Source organism: Burkholderia sp. AU45251 (assembly GCF_030482905.1).
GTDB lineage: Bacteria > Pseudomonadota > Gammaproteobacteria > Burkholderiales > Burkholderiaceae > Burkholderia > Burkholderia aenigmatica.
Window position 1 is genome coordinate 1,049,975 of record NZ_JAUJQH010000001.1, and the last position, 25,633, is coordinate 1,075,607.

Below are 25,633 nucleotides of genomic sequence, written 5' to 3' on the forward strand. Positions count from 1 at the left end.
AGGCTCCGGGCGATCCTCATAGGCACGCCACGCCTGCCCCTGCCGATCATTTGGAGAACTGCCATGAAACAACGCCTTTACCAGTTGACCGAACTCGACGTCGCTCGCCTCGAGAAGCACGCCGAACACAACCCGCGCTTCCAGACGATGCTCGATACGCTGCTCGAGCGCGCCGACATCGTCCAGCCCGACGCCATCAAGGCGAACGTCGTCACGATGAACTCGCAAATCACGCTGCTCGACGAAGCGACCCAGGAACAAGCCACCTGGACGATTGTTTATCCGGATGCTGCCAATCTCGAGCACGGTCGCCTGAACGTCTTCTCGCCCGTCGGCATGGCACTGCTGGGCACCCAGCGTGGCCAGATGGTCAAGGTGATGCAGCCGAGCGGCGCCGAAAAGTTGATGAAGGTCGCCGCGATCGTGTTCCAGCCGGAAGCCAACGGCGAATACACGCGCTGACGCCACCTGCCGCCCGCACCGCGCCGCAAGGGCGCTCAACGAAAAAAGCGAGGCACTGGCCTCGCTTTTTTGCATCCGGACGATACGAATCGCCGGCATCACATTCCACAGACGAAAAAAAAGGCGCCCGAAGGCGCCTTTTTCGATGCTGCGTAGCGGGTTACCCCGCCGTCACGCTTAGAAGCGGTGACGCAGACCAACCGTTGCTGCGGTTTGGTTGATCGACGAGCTCGGCAGCGTGTTGATGTCGCCGTTGTAGATCGATGCGCCAACGCCGTTCTTCGCTGCACGCTGGTACACAGCTTGTGCGTAGACGTCCGTGCGCTTCGACAGTGCGTAGTCAGCTTGCAGACCGAACTGGTTCCAGTGCGTGCTGCCGTTGTTGATCTTCGCGTTCGTGTACGTGTAAGCAGCGCCCAGGCCGAGAGCCGGCGTCAGGTTGTACTTTGCGTTGACTTCGTAGTTGTCGGTGCGAACCGAACCCGTGCCAACTGCATTGTTGTCCAGACGTGCTTGCGTCCATGCAGCGCCGACTTGTGCCGGGCCGAATGCATAACCAGCAGCAGCACCGTACGTGCGGACGCGGCCTTGGCTAGCGATGCCACCGATTGCCGACGACGTTGCGCCGTTACCGTTGGAACCGTCACCCAGGTTTGCTTGCGAGTATGCAGCAGCCAGCTTCAGACCTTGGAACTGGTATGCAGCACCCGCGCTGTATGCACGGTTGTTGCCGAAGTTCGTGTTGTTCGAGAACGAGTACGTGCCGCCGAATTGCAGGCCAGCGTAGTTCGCGCTCGTGAACTTGATCGTGTTGTTCGATGCGACATCGCCGTTCGTGCTCAGGCGGTCGAGGTTCAGCGGGTGCGCGAAGTACGTGCCGCCCCACGAACCCGTTGCCGTCAGCGGCGCCAGGTAGTCTTGCGTTGCGTCATACTGCTTACCCAGCGTGACCGTGCCGTACTGGCTCGACAGGCCGACGAAGGCTTGACGGTTGAACATGCCGCCGTTGTTGCCCAGCTTGCCGTTACCGATGCCGAAGCCGCTTTCCAACGTGAAGATTGCCTTCAGGCCGCCACCGAGGTCTTCCGAACCACGCAGGCCGAAACGGCTTTGGTCGATACCCGAGCCCATCGACCACAGCGACTTGCCGTTCACCGGCCGGCCAGCTGCGTTAACGCCCGTTGCGACGTTGCTTTGGTAGGTGATGCCTGCGTCCAGCACGCCGTACAGCGTGACGCTGCTTTGCGCGTGAGCGACGGTAGCGAACGATGCTGCAGCTGCTGCAACGATCAGAGTCTTGTTCATTCGTGGAGCTCCCTTCTAAAAAGAGGCAGGTCTCGCGACCTTGTTCATAAACGGTCTGCAACCGCCCGGGAGCGCCATCGATCCTGCTGGCCGCGCCCGGATAGTTGCCCGTTTGGGAACCGTGAGTTTAGGGGTGTACCCTAGGCGAGCGATCCGCAAATAAAGAAATAAGCTTTTCCAGAACTAGAAATAATAGAAATGGGGCCGCGTTATAAGTATTTGTTTTGACGTTTGTTTTTGACTTCTTGACGGGGGCTTTTTGGAGGCTTCCATCGCATCATTCTTTCATGTCATCGTCTTGACGGTTGCATAGAAACAACAAACGGATTCGGCAAGACACCCCGTAATCGGCAAATTTTACCCGATTCAGCCTCGAATTCCAGGCTCCGGACACCTAAAACGCGTCCGTCGGCCAATAAACAGGGCGCGACGTTCGTACAGCGGGCACCCCGATCAGTTGCTGAAACAGAAAGCCCCCGCCCACCAGCGGTTCACCCGCCCGCCGTGACACACCGTAACAGCCTTAACCGCTCGCGTAACCCGGCCGGCCGACTGGCAGGCTAACGTAAGGCAGCCTCGAATACAGAACAGAACAGGACACGCCATGAATCGACGCTCGTTGTTGCGCGCCATCGGATTGACCGCCGCCTTCGTCGGCACCGGCTGGCTGCGTGCCGCCTCGGCCCAGCCCGCGCCGCCCGCGTACCGGCCGTCCGGTCCGAACGGCGTACCCGGCGGGCCGCCCTATGGGGACCGCCCGGGCTTCGCGCCGCCAGCCGCCCGGCACGACCGCCGCCCGCCGCCGCCACGGCCGCACGGCTATATATGGACGGACGGCTACTGGCGCTGGCAGCGTGGCCGCTATATATGGGTGTCCGGCCGCTGGGTCGCGCGGCGCCCCGGGCGTAGGTGGGTGCCCGGCTACTGGCGCCGTCAGGGACCGGCGTGGATCTACGTCGACGGCACATGGCGATAGGCAAGCGCCGGGATCCGGCCGGTGGCCGGCCCGGAACCGGGCGGCGCGGGCGAATCCGCGCCGTTCGACCCCGACATCGTGACGCCTGGCAGGCGCCTCCGCGAATCCTGCCCCACTCCGCCCCGATACCGGCGCGCAAACCGGTGCCGAGGCGTCCGGTCACTCAACTTCGACCATCGACATGCCCGCCGACTTACGGCGCACCGCCCCGTCTCGACCGGATCCTGCCGCACCCGCCGTGCGCCATGCGGCGGAAGACCGCCGTTTCGGTCGCCCCCGCACCTGCCCTTGCAAACGGGGCACCGCCAGCGCATTGCCGCATTCGGGACAAACGGAATACGCCGAAGCATCGACGATCCTGTCCATCCCGATCAAATCATTCGGATAACGAAATCATGCGGTGGCGATACACACGCAGTTTCGCCATGCCTCGCCGCATCGCCCCCGATCCGCAGCACGCCCCCTCGACAGGACAGCGCGAGCGTCCCGCTCAGCGCCCGCCGCCCCCCAGCTCCCGTGCACGACGTCGCGCGGCGCAGATCGCGCGATGATGTTCGTCGGCCCATCGGATCATCGCCTGCATCGGCATCAGGAACGAACGCCCGAGGTCGGTCAGCGCATATTCGACGCGCGGCGGCACTTCGGCGAACAACGTGCGACTGACGAAGCCGTCCTGCTCGAGCCGCTTGAGCGTGCGCGACAGCATCTGGTTCGACACATCGCCGATCGCACGGCCCAGTTCGTTGAAGCGCATCGTGCCGCCGGACAGCGCTTCGAGCACGAGCAGGCTCCACTGGTCGCCGATGCGGTCGAGCACATCGCGGATCGGGCACGGCTGATCGAGTTCGACGGTTTCATCGGCGGGCTGGAACGGCATGGCTGGATTCTCTTTCACGGGCAACGCACGGTCAGCGCGGTGTGACCTGTTCACACCACGCTGACTTCTTGTGACGGGTTCGCGGCAACTGTACCATTCGATCGGCCCGACAGCCGCGCGGATTCGCCAGTTGAACGAAGCATGATGACGACGTGCGACCTCGCCCCGCCCATACCGTGACGTTACGGACCGGGCGGCGAATCCGTCGCGTCGATCAGGTACATGCATCCGCAACCAGGCCCCTTCTCCCGCCGATCGGCACGGCCGCGTCAACCCGCCGTCGCGCATCGCGCACCAACCCACGCTTCGTCAGACAAGGAACCCGCTACATGCCATTGCTCCGCTCCCCCGTTCGCGCCGTTGCCGCGCTCGTCCTGCTGGCCGCGTCGACGGCCGCGCTGGCGGCCGGCCCGGCCACCCGCGACCTGGCCGCCGAGGAAGCCAACCGCCAACTCGTACTGACGTTCTACGACCGCTTCTTCAACAAGCACGAAGCGGTCGAGGCCGCCGCCGTCGTCGCGGACGACTACAAGCAGCACAACCCGCACGTGCCGGACGGCAAGAAGCCGTTCGTGTCGTACTTCGTCGGCGCCTTCCAGAAGAACCCGGCATCGCGCGCACGCATCGTGCGCAGCGCAACCGACGGCGACCTCGTCTACCTGCACGTGCATGCAACCGAGCGTCCGGGCGACCGTGGCGAAGCCGTCGTCGACATCTTCCGCGTGAAGGACGGCAAGATCGTCGAACACTGGGACGTGATCCAGCCGGTGCCCGAAACGGCCGCGAACGCGAACACGATGTTCTGACACGCCGGGGCGGAACGCGGTGCGCAACGAAGCGCGCCGCCCGTCGACGGACGATCGGCCGCCCGCCGCGCAAGCGCACATGCCCCGCGGCGGCGAAGTCCCCTACAATCGAGCTTCGCCGCCGCGCCGGCCTCCGTCCCGCATGACCGCACCGCCGCCGGCGGGCCGTCGTGTGCGAAGCACGGCCGGCACGGGCGGCCGTTCGCGAAGACGGTGTCAACGATGAGCCCCGCCCATATTTCCCTCAGCAATGCCGGCGACCTGGTCGCCAGCCTCGGCAGTCCGCAGTTTCCCGCCCGGCTTTGGGCGTGGCTGCGCGAAACTGTCGATCCGCAGTCGCATTACAGCGTCGCGACGCGCTACCGTCGCGACGCGCCGTCGCAATCGATCGACAGCGTCGACGTGCTGTTCTTCGCGGGCGGCGACGATCCCGACGGCACGCGCCACGCGCTCGATCTGTATACACAGGGCGACTGGCGCACCGACACGCTGCTCCCGCATATCGAGCGCGCCACCGATTCGCAGCTCGTGTTCTCGTGCAACGAGGAAATCGACACGGCGACCGAATACGGCCGCCATTTCGCGCTCGGCGAACTCGGCGAAGACTGCACGCTGCTCGGCAGCGAGCGCGACTATGTCTATGCGTTCTCGCTGTTCCGCCGGCGCGGCCAGCCGTCCTATACGCTGGCCGAGCTGGCGCTGCTGCGCCAGCTCGGCGATTTCGTGCTGCCGCTCCTGATCCAGCATGCGCGGCTCGCCCGCCTGACGCCGCGCTCGGACGACGGCGCACTGCTGCAGCGGTTCGAACAGCGCCTGTCGGCCTGCGGCGCGGCGCTGTCGCAGCGCGAACGGCTCGTGTGCCGCGCAGTGCTGCAAGGGCAACCCGTCCCGCAGATCGCCGATACGCTCGCGCTCAAGCCGAGCAGCGTGCGCACCTATCTCGGGCGCGCGCTCGCGAAGCTCGGCGTCGCGAACCGGGCCGGGCTGTTCGCGTGGTGCGTGACCGAAGAGGAAGCGCCGGAGGATCGCAGTCACTAGATGACGCTTCCGTATCGCTGCGACGCCCCCCGCCCCCGCCGCCTTTGTCGCGCCTTGTCCTCAAAACGATGACAGACAGTCGGCCGCCCCGCTCCTAGTATCTGACTCACCCGACCACAGGAACGCGTCGGATATCACGGAGACACGGAATGCCGAATACCGGATGGACGCCGGCCCGCACGGCCGCGCGCGCGTCGCCCATCGACCTGCCGACGCTGACCGGGCGGCGAGATCGGCATGACGCTCCGGCAGCAGCCGGCCCGCTCCAAGACGCATCGCCGCGCCTGCCGCGCCGCACCGGCACCTAGCCGCCCCATCCCATTCCAACCCGACCGGGTACACGCGACCGGACGAGCCACTCGGCCCGCCCGCCGGACACGTGCGCCCGTCGATCTGCCCCCATCCGGAGGAGACACATGCAACACGCCGATACCGTCTATCTGAACGGCCTGCTTTACACGGGCGACGCGCAGCGCCGCTTCGCGCAGGCGCTCGCCATCCAGGACGGCAAGATCGTCGCCGTCGGCCGCGACGACGACATCCGCCCGCTGGCCGGCCCCGCGACGCGCGTCGTCGACCTGACCGGCAGGCTGATGCTGCCGGGCCTGATCGACGGCCACGTGCACCCGCTCGAAGGCCACCAGATCCTCGGCGACTTCGACCTGTCCGGCGTCAACGATCCCGACGCGATCCTGCAGCGGATCCGCGCATGCGCCGATGCGACGCCGGACGAACCGTGGGTCTATCTCGGCGGTGCCAACCTGGCCGCCTTCGGCGCGTATCCGACCCGCGAGCTGCTCGACCGGATCGTGCCCGACCGGCCGCTGCTCGTGGTCGGCTTCGACGTGCACAGCGGCTGCCTCAATACGAAGGGCCTCGAAGCGGCCGGCATCCACGCCGACACGCCCGATCCGGCCGGCGGTGTTTACGAGCGCGATGCGTCCGGCGCGCCGAACGGCGTCGTGCACGAAGCAGCGTTCTACCGCGTCTGCCCGATCATTCCGCAGCTGAGCCCGGCCGGCTACCCGAAGTCGCTCGCGAAAGCGCACGCGATGGCCCACGGGTACGGCATCACCGGCTGGTTCGATGCTCGCGTCGAGGAGGCCGAACTCAAGGCATATGCCGACGCGCAGCGCGCGGGCACGCTGAAGGTGTACATGAGCGCCGGCCTCTATGCGAACCCGCGCCGCGATCCGCGCGAGCAGATCGAGCGCTTCGCCAGATGGCGTCGCGAGTACGAATGCGACAACCTGCGCCTGCATACGGTGAAGATCTTCGTCGACGGCGTGCCCGAATCGAAAACCGCCGCGCTGCTCGAGCCGTACGCCGGCACCGACGACTGCGGCCTCGCGCTGTGGAGCCAGGACGCGCTGAACGAAATCTGCCTGCTCGCCGATGCGGCCGGCTTCGACCTGCACTTCCACACGCTCGCCGACCGCGCGGTGCGCATGACGCTCGACGCGCTCGAATATGTCCAGATCCGCAACGGCATGCGCGACCGGCGCGCGCAGCTCGCGCACCTGCAGATTGTCGATCCGGCCGACATGAGCCGTTTCAACCGGCTCGGCGCGATCGCCAGCGTCCAGACCCTCTGGACGGCCGCGCGCGAGGAGCAGCAGCAGCTCTATCGCGACCTGCTCGGCGCGGAACGCACCGCGCGCAACTATCCGTTCCGCAGCCTGCGCAACGCGGGCGCGATGCTCGCGGCCGGCTCCGACTGGTCGGTCAGCACGATGGACCCGATGCAGATCATCCAGACAGGCGTCACGCACCTGCTGATCGACCAGCCCGACAGCCCGCCGTGGAATCCGCACGAACGCCTCGACCTGCTCACGATGCTCGAAGCCTATACGGTCAACACCGCGTATGCGCTGCGCTTCGACGACTGCACGGGTTCGCTTGAAGCGGGCAAGGACGCGAGCTTCGCGATCCTCGACCGCAATCCGTTCGCGCACCCGGTCGAGACCTTCGCGCAAACCCGCGTGATCGAGACGTGCTTCCGCGGCGAAGTCGTGTACGCCGCACCGGGTTGGGCCGACTGAAGCACGCCCCCGGCGGCCGTCAGGCGACGTTGAGCGCCAGCACCTGCTCGGTCGTCAGCACGTCGCCGAACGTGTCCGACAGCGCGGCCAGCGTCGCGCGATGGAGGTCGCGGTGCGATACCGTGCCGCCATCCGCGATGTCGAGGTCGCGTGTCGCACATGCGTCGTCGACGACGATCACCGCGTAGCCGAGCGGCACCGCATCGCGTGCCGCACCGGCGACGCATGCATGCGTCATCAGGCCCGTGACGATCAACGTGTCGATACCGGCCGCCTTCAGGCGCGCATCGATGTCCGTCGTCGGGAACACGCTCACCGACGTCTTCTTCACCACCGTGTGATGCGGTGCCGGCTGCAGGTCCGCGTGGAAGCGGAAGCCGTCGCTGCCGTCCGCGAAGATCGGGCCGTCGGCCGCATCGACGTGCTGGACGTGAAACACCGGAATGCCCGCGCGGTCGGCAAACGCGATCACGCGCTGCGCATTGCCCAGCGCGCGCGGCCCCTCCGGAATCGGCAGGCGGCCGCTGAAGTATTCATTCTGGAAATCGATCACCAGCAGCGCGGTGCGGGCGGCGGCGATCGACGTCGGCGCGCTCGCGCCCGCCAGGGTACGGATGGTCGGATGTTGCATGGGTCGCTCTCTCGGTTGGCCTGTCGAAGGAACGGCGCGCCGGGCCAGCCGGCGCCGCCGGACGCGGCCCGGATGCTCCCGGGACGCGAGGCGCCAGTGTCGGGCCGCGCGGCCTGGCGCGACAGCGGCGCGCAGGACAACGTCCGACAGGATCGGGCCAACGTGCAAACCACCTACGACAGCGCGGCCGTTCGCGCGCCCGGCTGCGTGCGGCCATACGCGACCATCATCGCGAAGCTGAGCAGGAAGCCCGCGCCGCCGATCAGCAGCAGGCCGATCTCGCCGAACACGGGCAGCAGGTTCGTGAGCGCGCCCGTCACGACCCACGCGACGGCCATCACCGAGCCCGCAACACCGAGCGCCCAGCCTTGCCGGTCTTCACTGACCGCGTCGGAGAACGCCGTATACATCGTCGTATACGCGACCATGTCGAAGCAGCCGACCACCATCGCGAGCGCCCACAGCACCGGCTCGTGCGGGAACAGCGCGGACAGGACCTGGCCGACGCCCGCGACGAGCAGGCCCGTCTTCGCGATGTCGACCACGCGCCACACGCGCAGCATCCGCCGCACGACGAACAGCAGGCCGAACACGAAGCAGAGGCCGATCACGCCGCTGAACAACCCGAGCCGCGCGCTCGTGTAGCCGAACTTCGCCTGCAGCAGCAGCATGATGGTCTGCAGGTAGAGCCCATAGCCGACCTGCATCAGGAAGAACACCACCGACAGGAACGCGACGTTGCGCTGGCGCGCGGCCTCCCCGATGATTCGCAGCGGCAGCAGCGGATCGATGCGCGTGTCGCCGCGCGGCGCGGCCGAATCGCGATACGACGTCCAGGTCCAGCACGCGCAGACCAGCGACAGCGCGGCAACCAGCACGAACGGCGTGCCGTAATCGAACAGCGGTGAAATCGTGTGGTCGGACGTGACGCCGCCGAGCACCGGGCCGACGATCACGCCCGCGCTGAACGCGAGCGACATGATGCTCATGTTGTACGCCTTGTTCTCCGGCGTGCTCAGGTCGGTGATCGCGGCCTGCGCGATGCCCTGGCAACCGGCCATCAGCCCGGTGAGCCCGCGGCCGGCCAGCAACAGCGCGACGCTCGCATGCCATGCGCCGGCCGCCATCATCGCGTAGCCTGCCGCGAGGCCGAGCAAGCACAGCAGCAGGATCCTGCGGCGGCCGTAACGATCGGACAGGTCGCCCATCAGCGACGAGCCGAAGAACATGCACAACGGGTAGATCCCGTAGCCGAGACCGAGGTAGAAATTGCGCGCGTGCGCACCGGCGTCGGCCGGCAGGATGCCCGCGTGCGGATCGCTGAAGATCGCGGACATCATCGGATAGACGAGCCCGAATCCCATCGCGTCGATCGCGATCGCGAGCAGGCAGGGGCCGAGCAACTTGTAATCGAGCCGGGACATGGCGACCTTCCGGACAGAGTGGATGATCGCCCAAGCGTATCGATCGGGCGGCGGCCGCGGTAGGCCGCCGCCCGCGATGCTAAGCATCGGCCGCGCCCATACCCTGCCTGTCGCCCGCGCCGATGGGGCACCGGTGTGGGCGGCAGGCCACGCCCGCTATTTGACGCTCAACGGCTCGCCCTGAAACTGCCGGCGTGCGAGCACGCACGGCGCACCGTCATGCATGAACACGCTCGCGAGCAGCCCGAACGACGCCGCGAACAGCACGTACCACGCAGGTGCGACGGGCGATCCGCTCGCGTGCGTCAGCCACGTGACGATGAACGGCGCGAAGCCGCCGAACACCATCACCGCGACGTTGTAGGCGAGCGCGATGCCGGTCGAGCGCGAACGCGTCGCGAACTGCTCGGCGAGCGTGGTCGGCGCGGGCCCGTAGCAGATGCCGATGATCGTGCAGATCACGAGCTGCATCACGAGCAGGCGCCCGATGCCCGGCGCCGCAGCCAGCCACGTGAACAGCGGATACGTGACCGTCAGCAGCGCCAGCGAACCGGTGATCAGCACGGGACGCCGGCCGATGCGGTCGGACACCAGCGCGGCGACCGGAATCGTCACCGTCAGCAGCGCAACCGCCGCCATCTGCACCTTGAAGACCTGGTCGAGCGGCAACCCGAAGGTCTTGTGCACGAATGTCGGCATGTTGACGAGCATCACGTAGAACACGGCCGTGCCGGTGATCGTCTGCCCCATCGACACCAGCACGCCGCGCAGGTTGTCGCGCAGCACGCGCGACACGCTCGCCGGCGGCTCGACGGCCGACTTGCTGGCGTCGAGGAACGCCTCGGTCTCCTCCATGTGCCTGCGGATCCACAGGCCGACCGGCCCGATCAGCAGCCCGAGCGCGAACGGCACGCGCCAGCCCCAGCTGTGCAGCGCCGCCTCCGACAGCGACTGCGTGGCCCACGCGCCCATCGCAGCACCCGAGAACACCGCGAGACATTGGCCGATCAGTTGCCACGATCCATACAGCCCGCGCCGGTTTTCCGGCGCGCTTTCCACGAGGAACGCAGTCGCGCTCGCGTATTCGCCGCCGGTGGCGAACCCCTGCAGCAGCCGCGCGACGACGATCAGGACCGGCGCCGCCGGGCCGATCACCGCGTACGACGGCGCAAACGTGATCAGCGCGATCGACAGCGTCATCAGGAAGATGATGAGCTGCATCGCGGCCTTGCGGCCCTTGCGGTCCGCATAGAGCCCGAGCAGGATGCCGCCCACCGGGCGCATGAAGAAGCCGACGCCGAAGGTCGCGAGCGACATCAGCAACGACGCGTACTGGCTCTCGGCGGGAAAGAACAGCCGCGCGATGATGCCGGAGAAGAAACCGTAAACGATGAAGTCGTACCACTCGAGGGTATTGCCGACGACAGCGGCAACCACCTGCCGATGCCGTGCGTTCCGACGTGAGTCGTGCATGCTTGTCTCCTGCAGTCTCATGGCGCCGCGCCGCATGCGTGCCGCCTTCCGTGGCTGGCATGGGCGAACCGGCTGTTCGTATCGCCGGCCGATGTGGCACGGGCCCGCACCATCGAAATCTCGTGGCCCGCGCGCACGACCGGCGTGAAACGATCATAGGGATACCGAAAACCCGCATCAATTAACGCCCGCGGCGGATGATTAGCCGGAGATTAAATGTTTCCCCGCCGGGCTCCATCACACGAAAACCCCGGAAATTCGCGCATTGTTGCATCCCCGGTTCTGCGGCAGAATCGTCGGCCGCCCTTCCCGTCGTCCGCATCATGCGCAACCGCATCAACGAAGAGATCACGTTCCGCAAGCTCGAGGTGCTGCTCGCCTTCATGGAAGCCGGCAGTCTCGCGAAGGCCGCCGAGGCGCTGGGCGTGAGCACGGTCAGCGTGCACCGCGCGCTGCACACGCTCGAGGAAGGGATGCACTGCGCGCTGTTCCGCCACGAGGGGCGGAACCTGATTCCGACCGACGCCGCGCAAGTGCTCGCCGAAGTCGCGGGCGAAGTGCTCAAGACGATGACCGACGGGATCCGCTCGACGCGTGAGGCGGCCGGCTACGGCGCCGGCCAGTTGAAGATCGGTTCGCTCTACTCGTTGACGATCCGCACCGTTCCCGAAGTCGTGATCGCGTTGAAGGAGCGCCGCCCCGAGCTGCAGGCCGAGCTCGTGCTCGGCTCGAACGCCGACCTGCTCGACAAGCTACGGCAAGGTGCGATCGACGCGACGCTGATGGCGCTGCCCGAACCGGACGCCGAGATCGAATCGATTGCGCTGTTCGAGGACGAGATGTTCTTCGCCGCGCCGATCGACTCGCCGTACGCGCAGCATGACGCCATCGATCTCCGTAGGTGCGGCGACGCGCCGTTCGTGTCGCTCGGCGAAGGCTTCGCGACGCATCACGGCTTCACGGAAGCGTTTCGCGCGGCCGACATCGCGCCGAACGTCGTGATGCGGGTAGGCGACATCTTCTCGCTGATCAACCTCGTGTCGGGCGGCGTCGGCTGCTCGCTGCTGCCCGGCCGCGTGCGCGACCTGTTCGCGCACAAGATCGCGCTCGTGCCGCTCGCCGGGCCGGCGATCCGCCAGACGATCGGCCTGAGCTTCCTGCATCGGCGCGAACGCGACCCGAACCTGCTCGCACTGGCGACGGTGTGCCGGCTGACGGTCAAGGGGCCGAACGCGCGGTAGCGCGTCGCGGCGCCCGACATCAGAATTTGACGAGCAAGCCGAGCCGCATCAGCAATTGATTGGCGGTCGACGACGGTGTCGTCTGGTTGATCTGTGCGACGGCCTGCCGGCCGTACGAGTCGAGCCCGGACGCATGCTGGTAGATGCCGACCATGTAGAGCGTCGTGCGCTTCGACAGGAAATACTGCGCGCCGACATTGAACTGCTGATACTTCGCATCGGGCGCCGCCGTGTACGTGTACGCGGCGCCGAGCGACACGGCCGGCGTGACGAGGTACGTGACGTTGGCCTCGTAGTTGTCGAATGCTGCCTTGCCGCGGTACCCCGTATTCAGCGTCTGCACGATGTTCTGGAAACGCGTATTGGTGTACACGAATCGGAACGTCGCATTGCCGACGCCATAGCTGCCGCCTGCTCCGAAGATCTGCAGCCTCGATGCTGACTGGTAGCCGCCCCAGATCGGCGTGGGCAGCGCAGTCGAGAACGCCGCGTTCAGCGCCGCGTTCGCGCTCGCGCCCCACAGCGTCACGGCCGGGTTGTTGACGGTCTCGTACGCGGCGTCGAGCGTCAGCGGGCCGCGCTCGTAGCGCGCGCCGACGCTGATCGCCCGGTTCGAGGAGAAACTGCCCGGCACGCCACCGAATCCGTATAGCGCGGCCATCGAGAACCCGTAGAAATCCGGCGTCTTGTACTTGATCGCGTTGTTGATGCGCGCCGTGTCGTTCAGGTTGTCGACGTCAGCCGCATGCGCGCCGAGATAGCCGGTGAAATTGCAGCCGGCCGCCAGCAGGCCGAGATATTCGCCGCTCAGCTCGTCGTACTGGCGGCCAAGCGTGACGGTGCCGAACGCGCCGGTCAGGCCGACGAACGCCTGGCGGCCGAACATCAGGCCGCCCTGCCCGAGCCGCCCCGTGTTCGCGTCGTAGCCGTTCTCCAGCGTGAAGATCGCCTTCAACCCGCCGCCCAGATCCTCGCTACCCCTGAAACCGAGGCGGTTTCCGTACAGCGTGCCCGATACGGCCTGGATCGCCTTGCCGCCGCCCATGTTGCTGACGTAGTTCACGCCGTTGTCGATGGTGCCGTACAGCGTGACCGAATTCTGCGCGTGCGCGGCGATGGCGAAGGATGCTGTCGCGGCCGCCGCGATGATGCCGTTGATTTTCATCAGATCTCCTCAATAATATTCTTATGATTGAACAGGCGGCGCATGCCGCCTTCCCGCCCTTACGCGGCGGCCAACCCCATCAGCGCCTGCAGCAGCGCGGCTCGCGCCTGCCCCCAGACCGCGCCCTTCCAGACGTCGTCATCGCCGTAGAACGCGTCGCGGATTCGCTGGAGAATGTCGCGCCTCAGTTCGGCCGGCGCATCGGGATGCCGGATCAGCCAGTGCGACGCACGCAGCCGGTTGATCACGTCGTCGAACGGCAACGTGCCGAATTCGAGTGCCATCAGCGCCGCATCCGCGTGCGGGCACTCGTCATGCGCGATCGACGCGACGGGCCCCGACACACCCGGCGATTCGGATTCGCCGTCGAACGGCGCGACGACGTCGGCGCCCCACCACGCGCGGGCGCGCGCGAGTTCGGCGGCGACGTTGCGGCCCGCGTAGATCTTCTCGCCATGGCCGCGCGGCCCGAGGCCCGTATGCACGTCGATCCATGCGATCGTGTTCGCGTGTGCCGCGCGCTCGCGCAGGATCGTGCGCATCGTGCGGTTGTTCCAGGCCGGTTCGCGCCCGCCAAAGAACATCCCGTCGGGTGTCGCATACTGGCCGCCGCTCAGCGCGCCGTGATACGCGAGCTTGCCGTGTCGCGCGATGTAATCGGCCAGCGCCCGCTCGTCGTCAGGCGACGGTGGCCAGGTTTCCGTGAGCACGAGGCGGTCGATCTCCGGATACGCGTCGTTGGCCGGCAGCGCTGCGCTGAAATCGATGTGGTTGCGGTTCAGGTCGACGTTGTCCTGGTTGGTGCGCTGCAGGTACGAGAAACCGTACGGATTGACCGCATGAATCAGCAGCAGCCCGACACCGGCACGCGCCAGCCGCCCGATCAGGTCGTCGTCGAACAGCGTCGCGACCTGGCAGCCCGACCCGCAGAAGCCTTCGGGCCCATGCGTGCCGGAACTGACGATCAGCAGCCGCTCGGCATCGGCCATGCCGAGGCCTGCCACGTCGATCGCCAGCGCTTCGCCGAGCGCACCCCGCAGCTCGGGCAGCACGAACGACTCGAGCGTCGCGCGACGGTGCGCGGCGGCGTCGAGAAACTTCTGGCGGGCTTCGGCATAGGTGCCGGAAAAATGGCGGGTAACGGCGGTAGATTCCATGGAATGGTCAGACCTTCGAGTAGGAGGAAACGCCGGAAACGGCGGGACTGTCGATCGTTTCACCGGTGCGGTCGCGCAGGTACGGCAGGCCGGCCATCGACACGAGCGCGACCACGATCAGGTACCAGGCCGGCGCCACCTTGTTGCCGCTCGCGTTGACGAGCCACGTACTGATGAACGGCGCGAAACCGCCGAAGATCGCGACCCCCACGCTGTACACGAGCGACATGCCCGTCGCGCGCACCGATTCGGGAAACATCTCCGGCAGGATCGTGATACTCGGCACGGCCTGGATCGCGAGCACGACGGTCAGCAGGCCGACCACCGTGAACAGCACGGCGGGCGTCGGCGACGCCTTCAGCCACGCGAACGCCGGATAGATCAGCAGCACGAGCGCGATCCGCCCCGCGACGATCAACGGCTTGCGGCCGACGCGGTCCGACCAGCGCCCGACCAGCGGCGCGCATCCGAATGCCAGCGCGCCCGTCAGCGCGGCGGCCGACAGCGCGACGGCCGGGCTCATCCCGAGTTCGTGGATCGCATAGGTCGGCATGTAGAAGCTGACGACGTACGATGCGCCCGTACCGCCCATCGTGATCGTGATCGCGACGAGGACCGCGCGCCCGTGCTCGCGGCAGAGCGTCGCGACGCGACCGCTGCGCCGCGCGCCGCCCGGCGCGGGCCGCGCGCTATCGCCCGAATGCGTTTCCTCGAGCCGGCGGCGTATGTAGGCGCCGACCGGCGCGATCAGCATCCCGAGCGCGAACGGTACGCGCCAGCCCCAGCGTTCGAGCGCGTCGGGCGTCAATGCGAACGACAGGATCGCGACCGTCAGCGCAGCCGTCAGCACGCCGAGCCCCTGGCTCGCGAACTGCCAGCTCGCCATGTAGCCACGCGTGCGCGGCCGCGCATGCTCGACGAGCAAGGTCGTCGACGCACCGAATTCGCCGCCGGCCGAGAAGCCCTGGATCGACCGCGCGACGACGATCAGGATCGGCGCAGCCACGCCGATCTGCGCATAGGTCGGCATCACCGCGATCATCCCGCAGCCGAGCGCCATCAGGAAAATGGTGAGCACCATCGCCGGCTTGCGCCCCGCACGATCGGCATATGCGCCGATCACGACGCCGCCGAGCGGCCGCATCACGAAGCCGGCCCCGAATGTGCCGACTGCCAGCAGCAACTGCCCGGCCGTGTCGAACGACGGGAAGAACAGCTTGCCGATGATGAACGCGAGGAAGCCGTAGACCGTGAAATCGAAGTATTCGAGCGCGTTGCCGACGGTCGTCGCGAGGATCGTCCGGCGCACGTCGGCGCCGGACTGCGGTTGGGGTGCCATCACGGGTGTCTCCTTCGTGGTGCTGTATCGCACCGGTTGTATGCGACGCATTCTAGGCGGGCTCGTGTTACCCGAAAAGACAACAATCCATTACACTCGTTGCCATTTGGTTTACACCCCCGGAGCGCCTCGTGAAACCGAACCAGCTGCATGCATTCGTGGCCGTGGCCGCACAGATGAGCATCCGCGGCGCCGCGCGCCAGCTCGGCGTGTCGGCGCCGGCCGTCACGAAGATCATCCGCGAACTGGAGCGCGAGATCGGCGCGCCGCTCGTCGAGCGCAGCGTCAAGGGCATCGTGCTCACCGAGTACGGCGCCGCACTGCTGCCGCGTGCGCGCCTGCTGCTCGACGACATGCAGCGCGCTCGCGATGAGATCGTGCAGCTGCGCGACGGCAACTTCGGCCACATTCGTGTCGCGGTCAGCACGTCGTTCGCGCAGACGATCTTCGTACCGGCCTACAGGCTGCTGCGTGAACGGCGCCCCGGCGTGACGGTGCACGTCACCGAATCGGGTCTCCCCGGCACGCTCGCGAGGCTGCGTGACGCGCAGACCGACTTCGCGATCATGCATGTCGATCCGCAATCGCTCGACGACGATTTCGTCAGCGAGCCGCTCGCGCCCGTGCAGCTCGTGCTCGGCGTGCGCAACAAGCATCCGCTGCGCAACCGGCGCAACGTACGCGATTTTCTTGACGCCGAATGGGTGCTGCCCGGCGACGGCAACGATCCGATGTCGGCCACCCAATGGCTGTTCGGCTCGTTCGGGCTGCCCGTGCCGGCACACGTCGTGCACGGCGATTCGATCTCGACCGCGCTCGCGCTCGTCGCGCAGATGGATCATGTCGGCTTCTTCGTCGAACCGCTCGCGAATGAGGTGTTCCAGCGGATGGGCATCCGCCGCGTGGCGCTCGACGATCCGATGCCCGAACTGCAGATGTGCGCGATCCAGCGCCGCGGCAGCGCGTTGACGCCGGCCGCCGCGCAATTCGTCGACTGCGTGCGCGACCTCCTCGTGGCGCGCTGACGCCCCACGCCCTGCCTTCGCGCGAACCGGCGTCACCAGGACGCCGAACGCCCCATCGGCGCTACGCCTTGGCCGTGCCTCGCAGCTAGTCCGTTTGGACGGCACGAAGCGCGCGCTTTGTTGCGAACATGGCAGTCATTCATCGCGCGGCACGCACACGTGCGTCCGCCAAGGAGACGCCATGAACGACCCAGTCCTCGGCCCCATCGACCAGATCGGCTACGTGGTCGCCGATCTCGACCGCAGCATCGCGCGCTGGCGCGAACGCCACGACGTCGGCCCGTGGACCGTATTTCGCAACGTGCGCCTCGACGGCCATCATCTCGGCGCACCGGTGACGATCACGATGGACGTCGGGCTCGCGTATCGCGGCGATCTGCAGATCGAACTGATTCACGTAACGAGCGACACGTCGTCGCCGTACCGCGATGCGCATGGGCAGCCGCTCGTCGGATTGCATCACGTCGCGTGGGTCGTCGGCGATCTCGATGCCGCGCTCGCACGGCTCACGTCCCGTGGCCTACGTGTCGTGTTTGAAGCACGCAACCCCGCCACGCGCGTCGCGTATCTCGACGACGCCGACGATCCCGGCGTGCGCGTCGAAGTCATCGAAGGTGCCGGCATGCGCGACGTGATCGCGCACGGCATCGCAGAAGCCCGCGCCTGGGACGGCACCGATCCGGTTCGCATCATCGACGCGGCGGGCACCTCCGCGTAAGCCCCCTCTTACTCTCACGCACAGGAGCAAACAGCATGAAACGACTCGAAGGCAAGGTGGCCATGATCACGGGCGGTGCCCGCGGCCAGGGCGAAGCGGAAGCGCGCCGGTTCGTTGCCGAAGGCGCGCGCGTGGTGATCGCCGACGTGCTGGATGACGCCGGCCGGCGCGTCGCGGCCGAGCTCGGCGACGCCGCACGTTTCCAGCATCTCGACGTGACCAGCGAAGCCGACTGGCAGACTGCCGTCGATGCGACGCTCGCGCAGTTCGGACGGCTCGACATCCTCGTGAACAACGCGGCGATCCTGAAGCTCGTGCCGATCGAAGCGTGTTCGCTCGACGACTATCGCAAGGTGATCGACGTGAACCAGGTCGGCTGCTGGCTCGGCATGAAGTCGGCGCTTGGTGCGCTGAAGGCGGCAGGCGGCGGCTCGATCGTCAACGTGTCGTCGACGGCCGGGATGGAAGGCGTCGCGGGCGGCAGCGCATACGTGTCCAGCAAATTCGCGGTGCGCGGGATGACCAAGGCCGCCGCGCTCGAATTCGGCCGCTACGGCATTCGCGTGAACTCGGTGCACCCGGGCGGCATCGATACGGTGATGGCGCGCCCGCCCGAGTTCGCGGACTTCGATCCGTCGTCGATCTACAGCGGCCTGCCGATCGCGCGCATCGGCAAGCCCGACGAAGTGGCGAACCTCGTGCTGTTCCTCGCGTCCGACGAATCCGCGTACTGCACGGGATCGGAATTCATCGTCGACGGCGGGATGCTCGCGGGCAGTTCGTTCCACTGACACGCATCCAGGTCGACGCACGCCCGCCAACCCGGCGGGCGTCTTCGTTTTCGCTTTCGTGTGCGGGCCACCGAGTGAAAAGTACGGCCTTCCCGCACCAGAAAACGACAATGCCGCCGGCGGCCCTCCCGCGCGGCGGCATCGTCATGTGCGGAGCGACACGCCCCGCGTCGCTCAGTACCCCTTCGGCTGGATCGCCGGCGCGCCGACGCTGCGCGCCGCCTGCCTGCCGCCGCGCACGAAGCGGCGCCCGTGCGGCCCGTACACGCCGTCCGGTTCCGGGTACAGCGTCAGCAGCGCGAAATACAGCATCCCGCCCATCACCAGCGACACCGGCACGCTCAGGTCGAGCCCGCCCGCGAGGTTGCCGAGCGGCCCGACGAACTGGCCCGGCAGGTTCACGAACGACAGACCGACGAACGCCGCCGGCAGCCACGCGCCCATCGCGCGCACGTTCCAGCCGTGCGTGAACCAGTAATGGCCGCCGCGCAGCTCGCGGTTGAACACCTGCAGGTCGTCCGCGAGATAGTAGCCGCGCCGCGTCACGTAGCCGATCACCATGATCGCCATCCACGGGCAACTGAACGTATCGATCAGCGTGGAGAACGTCGCGACGCTTTCGACGAGGTTGAACCAGAAACGGCCGACGAAGATGAACGCGATCGCGATCGTGCCGATCAGCAGCGTCGCACGCACGCGGTTCAGCAGTCGCGGGAACATGCTCGATACGTCGAGGCCGGTGCCGTACAGCGCGGTCGTACCGGTCGACATCCCGCCGATGATCGCGATCAGGCACATCGGCAACAGGAACCAGCGCGGCGAGATCGCGAGCAGGCCGCCGACGTAGTCGTTCGACGCGATGAACGCGGGCGCCTTCGTCGCGATGATCGTCGCAGTCGCGAGGCCGAAGAAGAACGGCACGAAAGTCGCGATCTGCGCAGCGAACACGGCGCCCATCACGCGATGCTTCGGGGTGCTCTGCGGGATGTAGCGCGCCCAGTCGCCGAGCGTCGACGCGAACGATACCGGGTTGCTCAGTGCGACCAGCACTGCACCGACGAACGCGGCCCAGAAGCCCGCGCTGCCCTGCTGCACCGTGCCGGCATAGCTCATGTCGAACAGGCCGGCGAATGCAAACAGGCCCGCGACGAACAGCACGCTCGCGGCCCACACGGCGATCTTGTTGACCCACAGCATGAAGCGGAAGCCATAGATGCAGACGATCAGCACGAGCACCGCGAACACCATGTACGCCGCGCCGAGCGTGAAGCCGTTGACCGGCACGCCGACCATGTTGTGCGCACCGCCGACGAGCGCATCGCCCGAGCTCCACACCGCGAGTGAGAAAAACGCGATCGACGTGAGCAGCGCGAGGAACGAGCCGACGATCCGGCCGTGGATGCCGAAATGCGCGCCGGACGACACGGGGTCGCTCGTACCGTTGCGCGGGCCGAACAGGCTCATCGGCGCAAGGATGCAGGTGCCGGCGAGCACGCCGAGCACGATCGCGCAGACACCCGCCTTGAACGACAGCCCGACCAGCACGGGAAAGCTGCCGAGCACCGATGTTGAAAACGTATTGCAGCCGCCGAACAGCAACCTGAACAGATCGATCGGCCGTGCATAGCGCGATACATCGGGAATGCGCTCGAAACCGAACGACTCGACCTGCGTAATCCTGCCTTCACTCATTTGTCTCCCACTCCTCTGGTGCATCTGTATGGCCCGTGACTGCGGCGATACGACACATCGTCATCGATTCGCGGCCACTCTAAACCGGATCGCGCGGCGCAAATATCACGCATTCGAGACGTTTACGACGAAGGAGAACAATGTTTCCCGGCAGGCCAGCGGCCGGCGCCCGCGCCATCCGTATGGCGCGGGCGATGCGACGTCAGTGCGCGCCCTCCGCCGCCGGCGCGCGGCACGCCGTCAGGCCCCGCTGAACGGCCTGCCGTGCCTCGATGCCGGCAAGCCAGCGCTCGACGTGCGGGTAGCCGGCCAGATCGATACCGAGCTCGGCCGCCGCGCGCAACCACGGGAACGCGGCGATGTCGGCAATCGAGTAGCGCGACGACGCGAGATACGCCGATTCCGCCAAGCGGCCGTTCACGACCCCATAGAGACGCCGCGCCTCGTTCCGGTAGCGCTCGAGCGCTTCCGCATTGACCGTCTTCGATGCATGCAGGAACCACCAGAGCTGGCCGAGCATCGGCCCGATCCCGCCGATCTGGAAGTGCAGCCATTGCTGGACGGCCGTACGCTCGGCCAGCGTGTCGGGATGCAGAAAGCCCGTCTTCGCGGCGAGATAGCTCAGGATCGCGCCGGATTCGAACACGGTCAGCCCGATGTCGCGGTCGACGATGGCCGGGATCTTGCCGTTCGGGTTGATCGCGAGGAACGCCGCGCTGCGCTGCTCGCCGGCGGACAGGTTCACGTGCACGCGATCGTGCGCGAGCCCGGCCTCTTCCAGGTAAATGGCAACCTTGTGCCCGTTCGGCGTGTCGGCCGTATAGAACGTGAGGGGGTGCGTCGAGATCATGTCGGTCCTTGTCTTCCGGTTATAGTTGCAACTACAATCGTTGCAATTGCAATTCTATGCCGGAACCGATAACCCGGCGACATGCCAGTACTCGAAGGAGGGACATGCAGACTGCGCGACCCGGTCCGCCCGTGCGGACACCCGACACCCACCGCGCCGCGGCGGCCTGCCTCGACAGGCTGATCACGCAGCGACTCGCGCCGCGTGGCCGCGCGGTATCGCCGCTCGGCGCGATGCGCGCGGCCGCCGATTGCCTCGAACGCGATGAGACGACCTCGGAACGCGTCTGGATCGTGCGCGCCGATGCGCGGGAGCCGGTTGCGGACGCGGGGGCGCAGCGCCGCATCAGTGCATGGCCGCTGCGGTTTCTCGATGCGCGCAAACGGTTCGAGCGGCCGCTTCTGTACCTGCTGCACGCACGCGCGACCGACCGGCTGCGGCTGGCGTCGGTCGAAACCGTCGATCGCGGGATCTTCGTGAACGATGCCGAAACGATCGCGTCGTCCTGGCCGAAAGGCGTGACGCCCGACGTCCCGCACTGGCTGGCCGCGAACCCCGCGTGCACGCCGTACGATCCGGCTTCAGGGCATGAGGCGATCGCGATCCTGCGCCACGCGTTGCGCACGCTCTATGTCGCCGGCCAGCCGGGATTCTGCTACCTCGCGAGCCACGACGACCCGGTGCCCGGTGCGAAGCCGCTGTCGGCCACGGCGGCCCGCGATGCGTTCAGCGGCATGGTGCGGGCCGGCCGGCGCACGGCAGCCGGCGCGACCGCGCAGATCCGGCTGTGCGGCGCGGGCAGCACGCTCGCGCAGGTGATGGAGGCGGCCGATCTGCTGCACGACGATTGGCGCGTCGATTCGACGATCTGGAGCTGCCCGAGCTACACGCAGCTCGCCCGCGACGGTCACGCGGCCGACCGGTGGAACCTGCTGCACCCGCACGACGAACCGCAGATCGCGCATGTGCGCCGATGCATCGGCGACAGCCGCATACCGGTGCTTGCGGTGACGGGTTACGCGGGGCACGTCGCCGCGCAGATCGGCGCGTTCGTACCGGCCCGCTTTGCGGCGCTCGGCGCGGATCTGGCCGGCCCGGGCCCCGCCACGCGCGCGCCGAATGCACGCTGGATCGCCGCGGTCGCGCTTCGCCTGCTGGCCGACGACGGCCGCGTGCCGGCCGACTGGGCCGCGCAGGCGATGCGCCGCTATGCGAGCGACTGACGCGCGGGCCCGCCGCCGCTACTTCGCGTCGGCCGCCGCGTCGCGCGCCGCGGCGGTCGCGCGGTCGAGCGCGGCGGCCATCGCCGCCTGCTCCTTGCCGCCGAACTGATCGAGGAAGAGCTCCGCGACCGTCGACTGGTACACCTTCCACATCTTCTTGCGCAGCACCCGCCCCTTGTCGGTGATGCTCGCGTACGCGGCACGGCCGTCGTCCGCCGAACGCGCGCGCGTGACAAGCCCGTCCTGCTCGAGCCGGTCGACGAGGCGCGTCAGGTTGTAACGCTCGATCGCGAGCACGTCGGCAAGTTCGTGCATGCGGCGCGTGCCGTCGGGCCCGCTTTCGAGCCCCCACAACGCGTCGTACCACGCATAGGCCGGCAGGCCGGCCGCCGCGAGGCGGCGCTCGATCTCGCGAATCATCGTCCGGTGCGCGCGGACGAACGAGAACCACAGATCGGGTTCGGGTGCGCTCATGTCAGGTCGTTCCTCTCGTTGAATTGCAGTTGCAATTAAATTTTACCTCGATAACAATTGCCCTCACACGATTGCAATTGCAATTATCTGCCCGCCGATCGGCGGGCGTTCCGTCGCGCGTCGCGGCGCCACGACCGTCGCCCCGCGCAGCCTTATGCTTCTGGAGACACTGCATGACCGCACCTCTCGCGCTACCCGACATCGACCCGCAGGAAACCCGCGAATGGCTCGATGCACTCGAATCCGTGATCGCGCTCGAAGGCCGCCCGCGCGCGCACTACCTGCTCGACCAGCTTGCCGACCTCGACGCGGCGCGCCACGGCGACCTGCACGGCCGCGTGACGACCGCGTACGTGAACACGGTGCCGCGTGAACGGCAACCGGCCTATCCGGGCGATCTCGCGCTCGAACGGCGCCTGAACGCGATGATCCGCTGGAACGCGATGGTGATGGTGCTGCGCGCGGGCCGGCATTCGAACGTCGGCGGGCACATCGCGACCTACCAGTCGGCCGCGGTGCTGTACGACGTCGGCTTCGATCACTTCTTCCGCGGCCGCACCGATACGTTCGACGGCGACATGGTCTACATCCAGGGCCATTCGGCGCCCGGCATCTATGGCCGTGCGTACCTGGAAGGCCGCATCACGGACGCGCAGCTCGACTACTTCCGCCGCGAGACCGGCCGCGAAGCGGGACGCGACGGGCTGTCGTCGTATCCGCATCCGCGCCTGATGCCCGATTTCTGGCAATTCCCCACCGTATCGATGGGGCTCGGGCCGCTCACGGCCGCGTATCAGGCGCGCTTCATGCGCTACCTCGAATATCGCGGGCTGAAAGCGCATCAGGGGCGCAAGGTGTGGGCCTTTCTCGGCGACGGCGAAATGGACCAGCCCGAATCGCTCGCCGCGATCTCGCTCGCGGGACGCGAACGGCTCGACAACCTGATCTTCGTCGTCAACTGCAACCTGCAGCGCCTTGACGGCCCGGTGCGCGGCAACGGCAAGGTCATCCAGGAACTCGAAGGCACGTTCCGCGCGGCGGGCTGGAACGTCGTCAAGGTGATCTGGGGCGGCGGCTGGGATCGCCTGCTCGAACGCGACACCACGGGCTTGCTGCGCCAGCGCATGATGGAATGCGTCGACGGCAATTACCAGACCTTCAAGTCGCAGAGCGGCGCGTACGTGCGCGAGCATTTCTTCGGCAAGTATCCCGAACTGCTCGAGCTCGTCGCCGATCTGTCCGACGACGACATCTGGAAACTGGCGCGCGGCGGCCACGATCCGGAAAAGGTGCATGCGGCGTATGCGCAGGCGATGCGCGCGGACGGACGGCCGACCGTCGTGCTCGCGAAGACGGTCAAGGGCTTCGGGATGGGCGAAGCCGGCGAAGGCCAGAACGTGAACCATCAGTTGAAGAAGATGAGCGCGGACGCCGTCCGCGCGTTCCGCGACCGCTTCGCGCTGCCGGTCAGCGACGCGCAACTCGACGACCTGCCTTACCTGAAACCCGAACCGGGCAGCGCCGAGGCACGCTACTTCGCGGAGCGCCGTGCCGCGCTCGGCGGCCACGTGCCGGCCCGCTTCAGCCAGGTGGCGCCGTTGCCGGTGCCGCCGCTCGCCGCGTTCGACGGTCAGCTCAAGGACAGCGGTGAGCGCGGGTTGTCGACGACGATGGCGTTCGTGCGCATCCTCGGCACGCTGCTGAAGGATCCAGCGCTCGGCAAGCTCGTCGTGCCGATCGTGCCGGACGAATCGCGCACGTTCGGGATGGAAGGCCTGTTCCGCCAGATCGGCATCCACTCGCATCTCGGCCAGCTCTACACGCCGCAGGACGCGGGCCAGCTCAGCTACTACAAGGAAGCGAAGGACGGGCAGATCCTGCAGGAAGGCATCAACGAATCGGGCGCGATCGCATCGTGGATCGCAGCCGGCACTGCGTACAGCAATCACGGGCTGCCGGCGATCCCGTTCTACATCTTCTATTCGATGTTCGGGCTGCAACGGGTCGGCGATCTCGCGTGGGCGGCCGGCGACGCGCGTACGCGCGGCTTCCTGCTCGGCGCGACGTCCGGCCGCACGACGCTGATGGGCGAAGGGCTGCAGCACGACGACGGGCACAGCCACGTGCTGTCGTCGGTGATTCCGAACTGCGTGTCGTACGACCCGACCTATGCGTACGAACTCGCGGTGATCGTGCGCGACGGCCTGCGGCGGATGTTCGCGGAACAGGAGGACGTGTACTACTACATCACGCTGCTCAACGAGAACTACCCGCATCCGGCGCTGCCGGACGGCGCGGAGGCCGGCATTCTCAAGGGGCTTTACCTGCTGCGCGAAGGCACGTCACAGGCGGCCGATATGCAGCACGTACCGCGCGTGCAGTTGATGGGCAGCGGCGCGATCCTGCGCGAAGTGCTCGCGGCGAGCGACCTGCTCGCGCAGGACTTCGGCGTGGCGAGCGACGTGTGGAGCGCGACGAGCCTGAACGAGCTGCGCCGCGACGGGCTTGCGGCGGAACGCTGGAACCTGCTGCATCCGGATCAGGCGCCGCGCGTGCCATACGTGCAGCAATGCCTCGACGGCCGCACGGGGCCGGTGGTCGTCGCGACCGACTACATGAAGATCGTCGGCGACCAGATCCGCGGGTTCGTCGACGGCCGGCGCTTCGTGTCGCTCGGCACCGACGGCTTTGGCCGCTCGGATACGCGCGACGCGCTGCGCACGTTCTTCGAGGTCGACCGGCACTTCATCGTGATCGCGGCGCTGAAGGCACTCGCCGACGACGGTGCGATTCCGCGTACACGCGTCGGCGAAGCCATCCGGCGCTACGGCATCGACATCGACAAGGTCGATCCGGCCAGCGTGTAGTCATGCGGTGGCGCGGCAGGCAGGATTGCGCCAGCCTGCCGCGCCACCGCCCTGCCC

The 25,633-nt window shown here is 67.2% G+C and carries 23 protein-coding genes; 12 read left to right on the plus strand and 11 right to left on the minus strand.

The features are described 5' to 3' along the window. Positions 1-63: 63 nt before the first annotated feature. Positions 64-462: a GreA/GreB family elongation factor gene (locus QZM67_RS04570; protein WP_043179609.1), complete on the plus strand. Its 399-nt coding sequence runs from the start codon at positions 64-66 to the stop codon at positions 460-462. Between the two features lie 177 nt (positions 463-639). On the opposite strand, the gene QZM67_RS04575 is transcribed toward QZM67_RS04570, so the two are convergent. Continuing rightward, positions 640-1,767: a porin gene (locus QZM67_RS04575; RefSeq protein ID WP_175026686.1), complete on the minus strand. Its 1,128-nt coding sequence runs from the start codon at positions 1,765-1,767 to the stop codon at positions 640-642. 604 nt (positions 1,768-2,371) lie between these two features. Between QZM67_RS04575 and QZM67_RS04580 the strand changes: the two genes are divergently transcribed. Beyond that, a complete protein-coding gene (locus tag QZM67_RS04580) occupies positions 2,372-2,743 on the plus strand; it encodes a hypothetical protein (RefSeq protein ID WP_301800959.1) in 372 nt (123 codons plus the stop codon). Positions 2,744-3,233: 490 nt separating this feature from the next. Here the strand turns inward: QZM67_RS04580 and QZM67_RS04585 are convergent, their stop codons facing one another. Further along, positions 3,234-3,620, minus strand: coding sequence for a helix-turn-helix domain-containing protein (locus tag QZM67_RS04585; protein ID WP_301800960.1), 387 nt, complete (start codon positions 3,618-3,620; stop codon positions 3,234-3,236). A 329-nt stretch (positions 3,621-3,949) separates the two neighbouring features. Between QZM67_RS04585 and QZM67_RS04590 the strand changes: the two genes are divergently transcribed. The 4 genes from QZM67_RS04590 (at position 3,950) to QZM67_RS04605 (ending at position 7,506) form a co-directional block, all read left to right on the plus strand. Further along, the gene (locus QZM67_RS04590; RefSeq protein WP_175026691.1) at positions 3,950-4,426 is read left to right on the plus strand and encodes a nuclear transport factor 2 family protein; all 477 of its coding nucleotides are present in this window, start codon (positions 3,950-3,952) and stop codon (positions 4,424-4,426) included. 222 nt (positions 4,427-4,648) lie between these two features. Further along, a complete protein-coding gene (locus tag QZM67_RS04595) occupies positions 4,649-5,464 on the plus strand; it encodes a helix-turn-helix transcriptional regulator (RefSeq protein WP_301800961.1) in 816 nt (271 codons plus the stop codon). A 149-nt stretch (positions 5,465-5,613) separates the two neighbouring features. Then, complete coding sequence (locus QZM67_RS04600; protein WP_301800962.1) at positions 5,614-5,772, plus strand: hypothetical protein; 159 nt, start codon at positions 5,614-5,616, stop codon at positions 5,770-5,772. A 108-nt stretch (positions 5,773-5,880) separates the two neighbouring features. Next, the gene (locus QZM67_RS04605; RefSeq protein WP_301800963.1) at positions 5,881-7,506 is read left to right on the plus strand and encodes an amidohydrolase; all 1,626 of its coding nucleotides are present in this window, start codon (positions 5,881-5,883) and stop codon (positions 7,504-7,506) included. Between the two features lie 19 nt (positions 7,507-7,525). Here the strand turns inward: QZM67_RS04605 and QZM67_RS04610 are convergent, their stop codons facing one another. The 3 genes from QZM67_RS04610 to QZM67_RS04620 form a co-directional block, all read right to left on the minus strand. Next, positions 7,526-8,137 (minus strand): cysteine hydrolase family protein, encoded by a 612-nt coding sequence (locus QZM67_RS04610; protein ID WP_175026597.1) that lies wholly within the window; start codon positions 8,135-8,137, stop codon positions 7,526-7,528. Positions 8,138-8,310: 173 nt separating this feature from the next. After that, the gene (locus QZM67_RS04615) at positions 8,311-9,561 is read right to left on the minus strand and encodes an MFS transporter (protein WP_301800964.1); all 1,251 of its coding nucleotides are present in this window, start codon (positions 9,559-9,561) and stop codon (positions 8,311-8,313) included. Positions 9,562-9,717: 156 nt separating this feature from the next. Further along, on the minus strand, positions 9,718-11,034 hold the full coding sequence (locus tag QZM67_RS04620; protein ID WP_301800965.1) for an MFS transporter: 1,317 nt from the start codon (positions 11,032-11,034) through the stop codon (positions 9,718-9,720). Between the two features lie 323 nt (positions 11,035-11,357). Here QZM67_RS04620 and QZM67_RS04625 point away from each other — a divergent pair, with 323 nt between their 5' ends. Then, complete coding sequence (locus QZM67_RS04625; RefSeq protein ID WP_301800966.1) at positions 11,358-12,275, plus strand: LysR family transcriptional regulator; 918 nt, start codon at positions 11,358-11,360, stop codon at positions 12,273-12,275. Positions 12,276-12,294: 19 nt separating this feature from the next. On the opposite strand, the gene QZM67_RS04630 is transcribed toward QZM67_RS04625, so the two are convergent. From QZM67_RS04630 to QZM67_RS04640, 3 genes are read right to left on the minus strand one after another with little or no spacing between them, the layout of a single operon-like run. Continuing rightward, positions 12,295-13,440, minus strand: a complete 1,146-nt coding sequence (locus tag QZM67_RS04630; RefSeq protein ID WP_301800967.1) for a porin — start codon at positions 13,438-13,440, stop codon at positions 12,295-12,297. A 59-nt stretch (positions 13,441-13,499) separates the two neighbouring features. Beyond that, complete coding sequence (locus QZM67_RS04635) at positions 13,500-14,597, minus strand: M14 family metallopeptidase (RefSeq protein ID WP_301800968.1); 1,098 nt, start codon at positions 14,595-14,597, stop codon at positions 13,500-13,502. Between the two features lie 7 nt (positions 14,598-14,604). Beyond that, positions 14,605-15,936 (minus strand): MFS transporter, encoded by a 1,332-nt coding sequence (locus tag QZM67_RS04640; protein ID WP_301800970.1) that lies wholly within the window; start codon positions 15,934-15,936, stop codon positions 14,605-14,607. A 131-nt stretch (positions 15,937-16,067) separates the two neighbouring features. Here QZM67_RS04640 and QZM67_RS04645 point away from each other — a divergent pair, with 131 nt between their 5' ends. The 3 genes from QZM67_RS04645 to QZM67_RS04655 all read left to right on the plus strand — a co-directional run bounded on the left by QZM67_RS04645 (position 16,068) and on the right by QZM67_RS04655 (position 18,470). Further along, positions 16,068-16,961, plus strand: coding sequence for a LysR family transcriptional regulator (locus tag QZM67_RS04645; RefSeq protein ID WP_043179636.1), 894 nt, complete (start codon positions 16,068-16,070; stop codon positions 16,959-16,961). Between the two features lie 181 nt (positions 16,962-17,142). Continuing rightward, on the plus strand, positions 17,143-17,679 hold the full coding sequence (locus QZM67_RS04650) for a VOC family protein (protein ID WP_301800971.1): 537 nt from the start codon (positions 17,143-17,145) through the stop codon (positions 17,677-17,679). Between the two features lie 35 nt (positions 17,680-17,714). Continuing rightward, positions 17,715-18,470 (plus strand): glucose 1-dehydrogenase, encoded by a 756-nt coding sequence (locus QZM67_RS04655; RefSeq protein ID WP_301800972.1) that lies wholly within the window; start codon positions 17,715-17,717, stop codon positions 18,468-18,470. A gap of 174 nt (positions 18,471-18,644) precedes the next feature. Here QZM67_RS04655 and QZM67_RS04660 read toward each other — a convergent pair whose 3' ends face one another. Both QZM67_RS04660 and QZM67_RS04665 read right to left on the minus strand, forming a co-directional pair. Then, a complete protein-coding gene (locus QZM67_RS04660) occupies positions 18,645-20,162 on the minus strand; it encodes a cytosine permease (protein ID WP_301800974.1) in 1,518 nt (505 codons plus the stop codon). 202 nt (positions 20,163-20,364) lie between these two features. Further along, complete coding sequence (locus QZM67_RS04665; protein WP_301800975.1) at positions 20,365-21,012, minus strand: glutathione S-transferase family protein; 648 nt, start codon at positions 21,010-21,012, stop codon at positions 20,365-20,367. Between the two features lie 104 nt (positions 21,013-21,116). Between QZM67_RS04665 and QZM67_RS04670 the strand changes: the two genes are divergently transcribed. Continuing rightward, positions 21,117-22,235, plus strand: a complete 1,119-nt coding sequence (locus QZM67_RS04670) for a pyruvate dehydrogenase (RefSeq protein ID WP_301800976.1) — start codon at positions 21,117-21,119, stop codon at positions 22,233-22,235. Between the two features lie 18 nt (positions 22,236-22,253). Here the strand turns inward: QZM67_RS04670 and QZM67_RS04675 are convergent, their stop codons facing one another. Continuing rightward, positions 22,254-22,709: a MarR family winged helix-turn-helix transcriptional regulator gene (locus QZM67_RS04675; protein ID WP_301800977.1), complete on the minus strand. Its 456-nt coding sequence runs from the start codon at positions 22,707-22,709 to the stop codon at positions 22,254-22,256. Positions 22,710-22,882: 173 nt separating this feature from the next. Here QZM67_RS04675 and aceE point away from each other — a divergent pair, with 173 nt between their 5' ends. Further along, complete coding sequence (gene aceE / locus QZM67_RS04680; RefSeq protein ID WP_301800978.1) at positions 22,883-25,576, plus strand: pyruvate dehydrogenase (acetyl-transferring), homodimeric type; 2,694 nt, start codon at positions 22,883-22,885, stop codon at positions 25,574-25,576. Positions 25,577-25,633 lie beyond the last annotated feature (57 nt).